The 12078-nt window shown below is 51.0% G+C and carries 11 protein-coding genes; 6 read left to right on the top strand and 5 right to left on the bottom strand.

Annotated features, from left to right (window positions below; genetic code table 11):
- Window positions 1-30: 30 nt before the first annotated feature.
- The 4 genes from EDD53_RS07980 to EDD53_RS07965 all read right to left on the bottom strand — a co-directional run bounded on the left by EDD53_RS07980 (window position 31) and on the right by EDD53_RS07965 (window position 4995).
- Window positions 31-1779 carry a sugar phosphorylase gene (locus tag EDD53_RS07980; protein ID WP_123792708.1) on the bottom strand — a complete coding sequence of 583 codons (1749 nt, stop codon included), beginning with the start codon at window positions 1777-1779 and terminating at the stop codon, window positions 31-33.
- Between the two features lie 192 nt (window positions 1780-1971).
- Window positions 1972-2991, bottom strand: a complete 1020-nt coding sequence (locus EDD53_RS07975; RefSeq protein WP_123792707.1) for an ABC transporter substrate-binding protein — start codon at window positions 2989-2991, stop codon at window positions 1972-1974.
- Window positions 2970-4337, bottom strand: a complete 1368-nt coding sequence (locus tag EDD53_RS07970; protein ID WP_123792706.1) for a sensor histidine kinase — start codon at window positions 4335-4337, stop codon at window positions 2970-2972. Before EDD53_RS07970 ends, EDD53_RS07975 begins: the two co-directional genes overlap by 22 nt.
- Window positions 4330-4995: a response regulator transcription factor gene (locus EDD53_RS07965; protein WP_123792705.1), complete on the bottom strand. Its 666-nt coding sequence runs from the start codon at window positions 4993-4995 to the stop codon at window positions 4330-4332. The genes EDD53_RS07970 and EDD53_RS07965 overlap by 8 nt, the downstream gene beginning before the upstream one ends.
- 107 nt (window positions 4996-5102) lie before the next feature.
- Between EDD53_RS07965 and EDD53_RS07960 the strand changes: the two genes are divergently transcribed.
- The 4 genes from EDD53_RS07960 to EDD53_RS07945 all read left to right on the top strand — a co-directional run bounded on the left by EDD53_RS07960 (window position 5103) and on the right by EDD53_RS07945 (window position 9511).
- Complete coding sequence (locus tag EDD53_RS07960) at window positions 5103-6089, top strand: Bug family tripartite tricarboxylate transporter substrate binding protein (RefSeq protein ID WP_123792704.1); 987 nt, start codon at window positions 5103-5105, stop codon at window positions 6087-6089.
- Window positions 6090-6160: 71 nt separating this feature from the next.
- The gene (locus EDD53_RS07955) at window positions 6161-6643 is read left to right on the top strand and encodes a tripartite tricarboxylate transporter TctB family protein (protein WP_123792703.1); all 483 of its coding nucleotides are present in this window, start codon (window positions 6161-6163) and stop codon (window positions 6641-6643) included.
- A gap of 1 nt (window position 6644) precedes the next feature.
- Window positions 6645-8156 carry a tripartite tricarboxylate transporter permease gene (locus EDD53_RS07950; protein ID WP_123792702.1) on the top strand — a complete coding sequence of 504 codons (1512 nt, stop codon included), beginning with the start codon at window positions 6645-6647 and terminating at the stop codon, window positions 8154-8156.
- Window positions 8157-8377: 221 nt separating this feature from the next.
- Window positions 8378-9511: a Gfo/Idh/MocA family protein gene (locus EDD53_RS07945; RefSeq protein WP_123792701.1), complete on the top strand. Its 1134-nt coding sequence runs from the start codon at window positions 8378-8380 to the stop codon at window positions 9509-9511.
- Window positions 9512-9541: 30 nt separating this feature from the next.
- On the opposite strand, the gene EDD53_RS07940 is transcribed toward EDD53_RS07945, so the two are convergent.
- Window positions 9542-10345 carry a helix-turn-helix domain-containing protein gene (locus EDD53_RS07940; protein ID WP_123792700.1) on the bottom strand — a complete coding sequence of 268 codons (804 nt, stop codon included), beginning with the start codon at window positions 10343-10345 and terminating at the stop codon, window positions 9542-9544.
- Window positions 10346-10452: 107 nt separating this feature from the next.
- Between EDD53_RS07940 and EDD53_RS07935 the strand changes: the two genes are divergently transcribed.
- The gene (locus EDD53_RS07935) at window positions 10453-11196 is read left to right on the top strand and encodes an aspartate/glutamate racemase family protein (RefSeq protein ID WP_123792699.1); all 744 of its coding nucleotides are present in this window, start codon (window positions 10453-10455) and stop codon (window positions 11194-11196) included.
- Entirely contained in the window at window positions 11193-12041 is an 849-nt protein-coding gene (locus EDD53_RS07930) for an asparaginase domain-containing protein (protein WP_123792698.1), read from the top strand. The genes EDD53_RS07935 and EDD53_RS07930 overlap by 4 nt, the downstream gene beginning before the upstream one ends.
- The last annotated feature ends 37 nt before the right edge of the window (window positions 12042-12078 follow it).

Raw genomic sequence — 12078 nt, 5'->3', positions numbered from 1 at the left:
TTAAACAGGCTGGGGCTTTTGCCATTTTAACTAGTGCCTGTTGGTGATCCAGCGACATTGATAAGGCGCGAGCGATACGTGAGTTGCGCTCAGATCAATGGTCTCGCCTGTTAACAGGTCGACCCAGTCTTCGTCATCGATTAAGTTCATCTGCGTCAATGCGACTTGCATGTCCTTGGCGCTGACGTTGTGCAATGCAAAAATGGATTGGTGCCGATCTAAACTTTGACGCCAGATTCCAAAGACTTCATCGCTCAGCGCCATGGTGAATTGGGTTGCATTTGGATGGAATGCAGGCTGCTTGGCCCGAATTTTCAGGTATTCTGTCAGCCGACCAAGCACACGCGCATGTATTGTTTCAGGGTCATCCAACAAGGCGTTTAGCGTGGGGTAATCCCAATTGTGCCTGTTGATCCCTCGGTTCATGCCGCGTCGTTCGACTTGGTCTAAATCATTCGGGGTGGCCAACATCGCATGGATGTAAAAGGCAGGAATACCTTCGAGTGACATCACAATGGTTTGCGAACATATAAAGCGTTCAAAGTGATAATCGTCAGCACCGTTAAAGGTGTTTTTTGTCGCTTCGAAAAAGGTTGTGTTGATCTCGTAAGGGGCTTCCCCTCCATCAGGCAAGGCGCGCATCGAAACCAAGCCGCCGACATCTTTGACGGTTTCAATCATTTTGTCTTGCTCGCTATGCGGCAAAATCCCTTCGACAGGGCGCATGCCGATCCCATCGTGACTGGCGGTAAAGTTGAGATAAGCACACCCCAGCTGTGCGGGCGGCATGCCACTTTGCCATTGGCGCAGATAGTTGGCAGATCCCGACATCATTGCATGCAAAATCAACGGCGGTAGTGGAAAATTATAGATCGCATGCGCTTCGTCACGGTTGCCGAAATAACTCAGGTTCTCAGCTTTGGGCACATTGGTTTCGGTGAGCAAAATAATGGTCTCGGGCGCATAGTCGCATAGCATCCGCATCAGCTGAACAATCGCATGGGTCTGGGGCAAATGCACAGACGGCGACCCCACCTCTTTCCACAAAAATGCGACTGCATCCAAGCGGATGATCTGGACGCCATTATCGACGTGAAGCCGTATAATCCGCAAGAATTCACACAACACTTCTGGGTTGCGAAAATCCAGATCAATCTGATCGTGACTGAATGTACACCAGACATGGCGCGGCCCGTTGGTGGTTTCGATTTCTTGCAACAGCGGTGTCGTTCTGGGGCGGACCACCATACTCAGATCGTCATCGGGGGAGGCTTCAAAAAAGAATTTGTCATAGGGCGCTTGGCCCTGACGGTAGGCATTGAACCATGTTCCTTGACTGGACACATGGTTCAGGACCAAATCGGACATCAGATGAAACGCGTCCCCGATCCGATTGATATCGGCCCAATCACCCAGTTGCGGATTTACGGATCGAAAGTCCGATACGGCGAAACCATCATCGGATGTAAAAGGAAAGAACGGCAGAATATGGACGCCGTTGACCACCCCTTTCATCCGCCGCAGCAAAAAATCATTCAATAAATCAAGCGGCTTATGAGCTCCATCAATGATCGAATTCCCGTAGGTGATCAAAAGCGCATCCTGTTCGGTCCACAAGTTATTGCTGGGTTGGCGTCCTCGTTTACGTGGCTTTGTGCCCTCAGGCCAAAAGGCATCCACAATCATGCTGGTTAAAATGGATGTGTCCAGATCAGGGTAAATTTCACGCACAAGCGCAGAAAGGCGCGCGTTAAAGGCATTGGGGGAAGTGGAGGGCATAAAGTCTAAATCCGATGCGTTTCTGTGTCCTTTTAGACAAACATTTTTCAGCGCTGACCGCCCGTCAAAATTGGAAAAAACAGTGGCCTATGGCGCAGGGAAGATGCGTTTGCCTAGTCATTAGGCATTCCAGCTTCGGCAATTGCGGCAAAAGATCCCTTTGCTACAGTGTAAAAGATCGCGGCAGAGGTTTTAGTTTTGGATGATGGCGTTTGACCATTCTTGAATAAACGTAGCGCGTTTCAAATCGTCGAGATAGGTCATTAAAGCGGGCGTCAAATCTATCGTCGATTGGCCGTTTGGATCTTGCCGTGACATCAACGACGGCAAAGTGAGTGCATTTTCATATGCACCACCCGCTTGTATAGTCAGCAAATGCCGCAGAAAATTCTTTGCTTTTTCAGGGTTTTGCGCGGCGCGAGAGATTAATGCAGTTCGCATCATTGTCGTCGGAAAATCTGACGGAAGAATGATTTCTAAGGTTTTAGATGTCTTTGCGCGCGCTGCTGCATAGCTGCCCAATACATTATAGGCGACCGCGATTTTCCCGCTTTCCAAATCATCAATCATATCGCCCGAACAACAATACAATCGAGCTTGCAAGCTGCCCATCACTTCCATCAACCGCCAATATGTTTCTGATAGACGGGCGTCTTGCGTGGCAAACAAATACCCAACGCCGGATTTGCGCACGTCATAGGTTCCAATACGTTCGCGAAAAAAATCAGGACGTGCGCGCAGCGCAAGTATCAAATCTTGTCGGCTTTGCGGAATGGGCTGTGCGCTAAACGCGTTTTTATTGATAACAATCGCTGCGGGTTCAGTTGTGAAGGCAAATAGGCTTTGCTGCCATTGCGCCCAGTCGGGGTGCGGCAGATTCGCCACTTTCATCGCATACCCGTCATTTGTCAGCTTGAACTGCAAATCCATAGCGCTGGAAATAACGACATCAAATGCCTTGGGTGTCTGGCGAAAAATTGTATCCAGATCGGATGTACTTGAGACAAAGTATTCGACCGTCACGGTCGGATCATCCTGCAAATAGCTTTCTATTATAGGTTCAAAAAATGCAGTGTCTGTGCTGGACAAAATGCGCAGGACACGGCTTGGCGAGGCGCCTGAAAACACGCGTTGATCTTCCCAATCGACGGCCATAATTGGCGAGGCCAATAGGCCGAAAATGACTGTGGCTAAAAGGTAAAAGTAACGCATGCGCCCCCCTCGGGTTTATTGGATAACTCCAAAGTTCCACCATGCGCGGTCGCAACTTCTTGTGCGATGGTCAGGCCAAGACCCGATCCGATGATGCCATTCGCATTGCTTCCCCGTGCGAACCGTTTTGTAAGATCGCCGATTTGCGTCGCAGGAAAGCCTGGGCCTTGGTCTTGAAAGGTGATACTAATGGTCTCGCCCGTCTGAACGGTGATCGAAATTACGCTATCGTTGGGGGCGTATTTTAACGCATTGTCTATGATGTTGCGCATCGCATTTTGCAGTAGAATGGGATCGCCTGCGATTGAAACATCGCTATCGGTTTTCAGATCAAATGTCACATCGCGCATGTCAGCTATTGGGCTTAGATTGCGTACCATTTCGCGAACTTGTTCGACTAAATCAATCTCTTGCAAATCAATATGGTCGGCCCTGAATGTGATCATCGCATGATCCAAAAGTTGCCCTGCTGCGCGTGAACTTTCATCAATGGCATGTACCATGGATCGTAACGCCTGCCTGTTTTCTTCGCGGCTCACCCGTTGCAAAGTGGCCTCGGCATAGGCGCGTACGGTCGCAAGCGGCGTTCTGACGCGGTGGGCTGCCTCTGCAATAAAATCTTCGGACCGCTTCAAAGACTGATCCAAGCGCCCCATTAATGTGTTCAAAGACGTCACCAAAGGCACCATCTCAACGGGAACTGGTTTGTCGACTGGTGTTAAATCTTGAGGTCCGCGGCGCGTGATCGATGTGGTCAAACGGGTCAATTGGTCGATAGTTTTCGATGTCGCCCAAAACGACAAAAGTGCGGATAAAACAAAGAACCCCAAACCAAAAAGGGCAACGGTACGAGAAATCGTATTCAAGGTGACTGACAGCGCATCTTGAGTTTGGGCCACGGTGACGAAGACTTCAGTCCGCAGATTTTCCCCCACCAAAACACGGCTGATGCGGATCAGTCGCAGGGTTTCATCGCGGAAACGTTCTGTGACGATTGTCTTGGTGTCTTGAGGTTGGATGTGAGGTTGCGGTAAATTTTGATAGCCTGACAAAAGTGTGCCGTCGCGGTGAATGGCATAGAACACGCGGTCGTCTTCGGGGGTGTTTAAAATTGAAAAGGCTGAGTAAGGAAAGTCGATTTCTATCTGTCCATTTCTGATCACCGCCGCGTCTAAAATCGAAGCGGCTGAAGCGACCAAAATACTGTCTTGTCCTTGTTGCGCCACTTGAGCGGCATAGGCGCGCACGACAAAGAACAAAAGCACTGCCAGTATTGCAGCGCCGCCGATCAAGGTCACAGCCAATTGGTTGCGCAAAGATCCTGAGAGAGGCAGCACGCTAGACATGGTCCAGCCTATATCCCAACCCGCGCAATGTGGTGATTTGCAAGCTTGAGTCCTTTAGGTGTTTTCGCAATCGGCCGATGTAAACTTCGACCGCGTTTTCCGACACGTCGTCATCATAGGAAAACAAGCGATCAACCAATTTCTGTTTGGCGAATATCTGGCCAGGCGCATTGATCAAGACTTCAAGCAGGCGCAGCTCTCGATTGCGCAATTGCACTGTTTCTTCGCCAATTTGCAAGGTTCCTGCGACTGGGTCAAACCCGACATTTCCAATGCGAATGATGGTTTGCGAGGTGCCCCCTTTTCGCCGTAGAACCGCGCGGCATCGCGCCTCTAATTCGGCGTGATCAAAAGGTTTCGTCACATAGTCATCCGCCCCCAAATCCAGAATGCTGATTCGGTCCGATACCTGCGACCGCGCAGTCAAAACGATGACGGGTGTGTCTTTTTTTCCGTCACGGTGGCGCTGCAAAAAGTCACGGCCATCTCCATCGGGTAACATAATATCAAGCAAGATTAGGTCGTAGTCATCGGTCTGTGAAAAAGCCTGTGCATCTTGAATTGTACTTGCATGATCAATGACATGCCCATCTAGACCCATGCGCGAGCAGATTGCGTGTGCAAGTTGAATATTGTCTTCAATCAATAAGAATTTCATGGGTGTTTCTTAACTTTTTCAGATGGCGTCAGGTTTGTGTCAGGTTGGCGTGATTGTTTTGTTCAACTGAGCCGCTTGGCGGCCGGTTGTCAAATGGGAGGAATATTATGACAACTTTGAAACTGGGCCGTCGCGCCCTGATGCTTGGTGCTGTGGCAGCATTTGGTTTTGCAACATCAGCAATCGCAGATGACCACAAGAAACTCGACAGTATCCACTTCTTGATCCCTGGTGGTGCTGGCGGCGGTTGGGATGGAACTGCACGCGGAACAGGCGAAGCACTGACTGGTTCTGGTCTTGTTGGCACCGCATCTTATGAGAACATGTCAGGCGGTGGTGGTGGTAAAGCCATCGGGTATCTGATCGAAAACGCAGATAGCAACCACGGCACATTGATGGTGAATTCGACACCGATCATTATCCGTTCCTTGACTGGCGTCTTTCCACAAAATTTCCGCGATCTCACATTGATTGCTGGTACAATCGGCGACTATGCAGCCATCGTTGTTGGCAAAGACAGCCCCATCAATTCTATGGCTGACTTGCTTGCAGCATATGATGCAGACCCGTCTAAAACCGCGATTGGTGGCGGCTCTGTGCCAGGTGGTATGGATCACTTGGTGGCCGCCATGGCAATGGAAGCAGCAGGCAAAGATGCGCTTGGCGTGAAATACATCCCTTACGATGCGGGTGGCAAAGCGATGGCGGCCTTGCTGTCAGGTGAAATCGCAGCGCTGTCCACTGGCTTTTCAGAAGCAGTCGATTTGGATGCCGCAGGTGAAATCAAAATCATCGGTGTGACAGCCCCAGAACGGGTGGCTGCCGCACCTGATGCAATGACACTTGTTGAGCAAGGGATCGACACGACCTTTGTGAACTGGCGCGGGTTCTTTGGTGCACCAGGCCTGCCTGAAGACGATGTTGCGGCCTACCAAGAGGTGATCGAAAAAATGTATGACACCCCTGAGTGGGAAACCGTGCGCGCGCGCAACGGTTGGGTCAACATCCACAACTCTGGCGATGACTTCAAAACCTTCTTGGAAGACCAAGAAAAAGTCATCGGTGACCTGATGAAGAAACTCGGCTTTCTCTAAAAATAAGCAATGTTAATACTGCGGCAGGGTGATTGCGCTCTGCCGTTTTTCTTTGAATGGGGGAAGATGCAATGGCTTTGGATCGTTGGATCGCTTTGATTTTGGTGGGGATTTGCCTCGCCTACGGATATACCGCGTGGTTTACGATGGACGCAGGGCTGGCCCCGTTCATGAAACGCAACCCGATTTGGCCCAGCACGTTTCCAAAGGTGCTTTCCATTCTGGGATTGGCCGCGTCTTGCGTGATCTTGTTCAACTTAGAAAAGAATGAACCAGAAGTCGGCGATATCGATTACCGCCGCTTGCATGAATATAAATTGGGTCAAGCGGTGTTGTTATTGACGCTGATGGTCATTTACGCCCTGAGTTTGCGGCCCTTGGGATTTATCGGATCGACTATGGGGTTTTTGATCCTCGGCTCCGCCATTTTGGGCGAACGCAAGTGGCATATCATGGTGCTTGTCGCTGGGATTGCGACTTTTGTTGTGTGGTATTTGGTGTCTCAGGTTCTTGGCATCTACATGCGCCCCTTTCCCAGCTTTATAGGAGGTTAAGATGTTAGAAGGACTTCTTATTGGTCTGCAAACAGCCCTGTCGCTGCAAAACTTACTGCTTGTGATTGGTGGCTGCCTCATTGGCACATTCATCGGCATGTTGCCTGGTCTTGGCCCGATGTCGATCATTTCGATTATGATCCCTGTGGCGATCTCTATGGGCGACCCGTCTGGCGCGCTGATCTTGCTTGCTGGTGTTTACTATGGTGCGATTTTTGGCGGTTCTACATCGTCAATTTTGCTCAATGCGCCGGGGGTTGCGGGCACTGTTGCCAGCGCTTTTGATGGCTATCCCATGGCGCAACAAGGCAAGGCGGGTAAAGCTCTGACCATTGCTGCGGTCTCTAGTTTTGCAGGCGGCACGATTGGCGCCGTTTTGCTGATGATTTTCGCGCCTGCTCTGTCGTCTGTCGCTTTGCTGTTTCATTCGGCTGAATACTTTGCCTTAATGGTTGTCGGCTTGTCTGCGATCGCAGCTTTTGCGGGGTCGGGCCAAGTTGCGAAAGCGATGATGATGACGGTGCTCGGCTTGATTTTGGCCACTGTGGGCGAAGGTGCGCTGTTCAACCTGCCGCGCTTTACAATGGGAATTATGGATCTGCAGTCTGGCTTTGGATTTATCACTTTGGCCATGGCGATGTTTGCCCTGCCAGAAGCCATATTTTTGGTGCTGAAACCGAAAGTGATCGAAGGCGACGGTGGTGAAATCAAGGATCTGCGCATCACCAAGGATGAAGCAAAATCAATTGCCCCAGTGATCGGACGCCAGTCAATCCAAGGCTTTTTCATAGGTGTCTTACCGGGAGCAGGTGCAACGATCGCCAGCTTTTTGGGCTATGCGGTTGAACGCAACCTTTCAACCAAAGAAGAACAAGAAGAGTTCGGAAAAGGGTCAATCAAAGGTTTGGCAGCCCCTGAAACCGCCAATAATGCGGCCTGCACAGGGTCTTTTGTTCCGCTTTTAACACTCGGCATACCGGGGTCAGGGACAACAGCGATTTTGCTCGGCGCTTTGATTGCGTTAAATGTGACACCTGGTCCTCGATTGATGATCGATCAGCCTCAGGTCTTTTGGGCCGTGATCATGTCGATGTTCATTGGCAATTTGATCTTGTTGATCTTGAACCTACCTTTGATCCCATACATTGCGAAAGTGCTGTCCGTTCCGCGCAACTATCTGATCCCTTTCATCCTATTCTTTACTTTGATGGGGGCCTACATCGGCCAAAACAATGCGACTGAGTTGTTGATGTTGGTTGGTTTCGGTGTTTGCGCGACAGCGCTGCGCTTTGCCAATTACCCGCTGGCACCGCTTTTGATTGGCTTCATTTTGGGCGGTATGTTGGAAGATAACTTTGCCCGTTCCATGCAGCTATACGATGGTGTGGCCTTTATTTGGGAACGCCCAATGACATTGGGTTTGTTGGTCTTAGCTGTGATTTTGGTGATTTTGCCAAGTTTCCGCGCTCGCCGTGCAAAGCTAAAACGCAAAGGTGTTGCTGACGGCGATTGATCCGTCTTGCGTGTCGGTGATGAAAAACCAAAACGCCCCATGTGTCTTTTGACCGTGGGGCGTTTTTACTTCGATGATCTGCGTGTTTGGCTTTCTCAAGCGCCTTTATTGTTCAATTTCGGCAATATAGTTTTGCTACGTCACAGATCATAGGGCAGGGTGGCCAGATCAGGTCGCATTGACGCTGAAGGTTTGGATTGAAACATATGGGAGGTATGTGAATGGCGAAACTGAAATGGGGAATGATCGGTGGCGGTGAAGGCAGCCAGATCGGGCCAGCACATCGTTTAGGGGCCTTGGCAGACGGTAAGTTTGAATTTACTGCCGCAGCTTTGGATCACCGTGCAGAGATCGGGCGCGACTATGCGCAGCGTCTGGGCATCGTAAAAGATCGCGCTTACGGGGATTGGCAAGAGATGCTGGCGGGAGAAAAATCCCGCACAGATCGCATCGATTTGGTTACAGTTGCCACGCCCAATGCCACGCATTTCGAGATCACCAAATCCTTCTTGGAAGCGGGTTTCAATGTGCTGTGCGAAAAACCTATGACGATGACGGTAGAAGAGGGCGAAGATATCGTGCGCATCGCGCAGGCATCTGGAAAGATATGCGCTGTGAATTACTGTTATTCGGCCTATCCCATGGTGCGCCAAGCACGCGCTATGGTGCAGGCAGGTGAGTTGGGTCAGCCACGATTGGTTGTGACCAATTTCGCGCACGGGCACCATGCGGACGCCACCGATGCCGATAACCCACGCTTGCGGTGGCGTTATGATCCCGCTTTGGCGGGCGTTTCTGGTCAGTTCGCTGATTGTGGTATTCACGCGTTGCATATGGCCAGTTTTATCTGTGATGATGATGTCACAACCCTATCTGCGGATTTCGTTTCAACTATTCCCTCACGCGTTCTCGAAGACGACGCGATGGTTAATTTCCGCATGGGGCGGGGCACGGTGGGGCGCCTATGGACCTCATCCGTTGCGGTTGGCCGTCAGCATGGATTTGATATCCAAATCTTTGGCGAGACAGGGGGGCTACGCTGGGCTTCTGAGCAGCCGAACCAATTGATCTATACGCCTGTTGGGGGGCGCACGCAGATCATTGAAAAAGGCGAAGCTGGACTATGCGATGATGCAATGCGCCTGTCGCGTGTGCCCATTGCCCATCCAGAAGGTTTTCCTTTGGCTGTGGCTAATATCTATTGTGACCTTGCAGATGCCATCAATGGCGAAGCGCGCGATGCCTTGCCAAGTGCGACTGATGGCTTGCGGTCTATGATGGCGGTTCATACGGCCGTGAAATCAACCAAAGCCAATGGGGCATGGATGGACGCGCGCCCCCCGATGTTTCGGTAAGCGAGCAGTCTGATGAGCAAGGTTTGAGGCTTAGCGCGAATAGGCCTCAAACTTATGCGGCCCGCTGTGGGTGTTGTCGATCATGGCGAGCACATGTTCTGGAATATCTGGACTGTCAAAATCAAATAACCCGCAGTGCCGCAGCACTGACATCATCCGCATGGAATGGGGCGGTCGTTCAAAGACGACCCGCACGGCACAAGGGATATGGCTGCTGTCTGCTGAAACACCCAGTTTGATGCCATGAATTCGTGTCCAGCGCATCGCATAATCGGGGTATAAAACCGTTTGCGTCAGTTCCACTTCGGCGCTGTATTCGTAATCGGACATAAAGATACGGTCACCTGTCATCAGGGCTGCCCCTTGATAGCGAAAATGATGCTTGCACGGTTTGTTATGTGGCCCCATCCGTTCGAGCCTGCGGTAAAACATGTAGTGGTCGTTCTGTTCAAAAACGATCATGTTGCGAATGATCTTACCAGGTTGCGACATAGACGCGTAATATTCCCAAAACATCCCTGTCATATTCTGGATGCGGGGTTGATTGCGTGCCATGATTTTGTTGACATATTGGCGCATCAAGCGCCCCGTGCTGTCGTTATCTAATCCACGCGATTGGATCAATTCTTCAAAACTGCTTTGCGGCAACATCAACTCATGCAGTTCCACGCCGAAATAATCGCAAATCTTACGCATCAAACCCGTACGTGGCGTCGAGGTGCCCGCCAAATACCGATTGAGCTGACTGCGGTTCACGCCTAAATCCCGAGCGACTTGAGAGATTGAGGTTTTAAAGGAACATAAAAGACGTAGGTTTTGGGAAATCTCAGACAACAGGTTCGCTTTCTTGCTATTATAGCATCACAGTGCAACAGATCGCGTTGATTGACGTTATTGTCAAGTCTCGCATCTGTGTCCATTATCACCGCAAGGAGATATCAATGGAACAACGCGCTTATACGATTGGAATTATCGCTGGATCGGGCCCTGAGGCAGGGGTTGACCTATGGTCGAAAATTCTTGTGCACACACAGCAGATTTTGGGCCCCAAGTTCACGGGGGATGTCGATGCAGCCCGCGTGGTGATCGTCTCTGAACCGCAGCTTGGCCTATCTATGGATCTACGCGCGAATGAAGCCGAGACTTGGGCTGCAATGGAAAACGCCCTGTGCCAGATCGCGCCACAGGTTGATGTCTTTGCCATTGCTTGCAACACGCTGAATTGGTTCGAACCCCAGATCGAAGCCTTATTGAAAACGATCCCCAATGCGGGCAAGTTTTTGTCATTTACGTCCGTCTTGCGCGACGCGCTTGAATCGTCGGGCCAACAAAAAGCAGGGCTTTTGGCCGCGGGACCTGTTTTGGCCTTGGATGACTATTCTGTTTATACAGAGCTGTCACGGCACATTCATTTGGAAGTGCCTCAGGCAACCAGTGAATTGCACAAGTTGATCGAAGATGTGAAGCGCAACGATCAAGATCGTGCGGCGTTACGGGCAAGTTTTGTCGAAATTACGCAAAGTCTTGCAGCCGATTACGTACTTTTGGCATGCACCGAACTGCCCTTGATTGCCTGCCCTGTAGAGGGAAAAACGGTTATGGATGTGACAGATGTGGTGGCCCACAGGTTGGCGCAACTTGCCGTGGAAGCCCGTGCAGATGCACCGCAGAGAGTTGCTGTATGAACATTTTATTGATCCATACAGGCGGCACCATTGGCATGGCCGAGACCGCGCATGGGCTCGCGCCAAAAGCTGGTCTTGTCGAGGCGGCGATGACCGCGCGATTGAGCGCAGAACACAGTCTGGTGCAGCATGTATTTGCGCCTTTGATCGACAGCGCAGATATTGGGCCGCAGCATTGGAACAGGATGCTTGATCTGATTGACGCACATCCAGACGCGCCGGTGATCATCACGCATGGCACTGATACAATGTCGTTTACAGGTGCCGCTTTGGCGCAGGCGTTACATGGGGCAGCGCGCCGAGTTGTGTTGTGCGGATCGATGAAACCACTGGGATTTTCAGGGGATGCTGAGGGCAATCTGGATTTGGCACTCAAGACAGCGCTTACTGGCCCTGACCGTGGTGTTTTTCTATGTTTTGCAGGACAGGTTCTGCCTGCAGAGGGATTGGTGAAACAGCACAGCAGTGACTTGGATGCGTTTCAATCCATTCCACAAGCATCTTTGGATTTGCCGCAAACCCGTCGCTTTTTGCCTTTGGACTTGGCTATTCTGACGCTATCGCCTGCGATGTCATCCACAGCGCTGACCGCTATATTAGAGCATTTGGATGGGGCTGTTTTGCGCGTGTTCGGCGCGGGAACTGCTATGTCTGATCCTAAGGTCTTAGATGCGATCAAACGTGCTACAGCGCAGGGAAAACGCATTCGTGCTGTCAGCCAGTGTATGTTTGGCGGGTTGGAACCTGGAACCTATGCAGCGGGTGCCCCGCTTTGGGCCGCGGGCGTTGAAAATGGCGCAGCAGAAACACCAGAGGCCGCATTAATACATCTGTGGTTGAGCTAACATTCGAACGGGTTGGGTGAGCCAAATACAGCCCACC

This window comes from Pacificibacter maritimus (genome assembly GCF_003814915.1).
Lineage (GTDB): Bacteria > Pseudomonadota > Alphaproteobacteria > Rhodobacterales > Rhodobacteraceae > Celeribacter > Celeribacter maritimus.
Note: the sequence above shows the minus strand (reverse complement) of the source record. Positions and strands in the feature narration are given on the sequence as shown.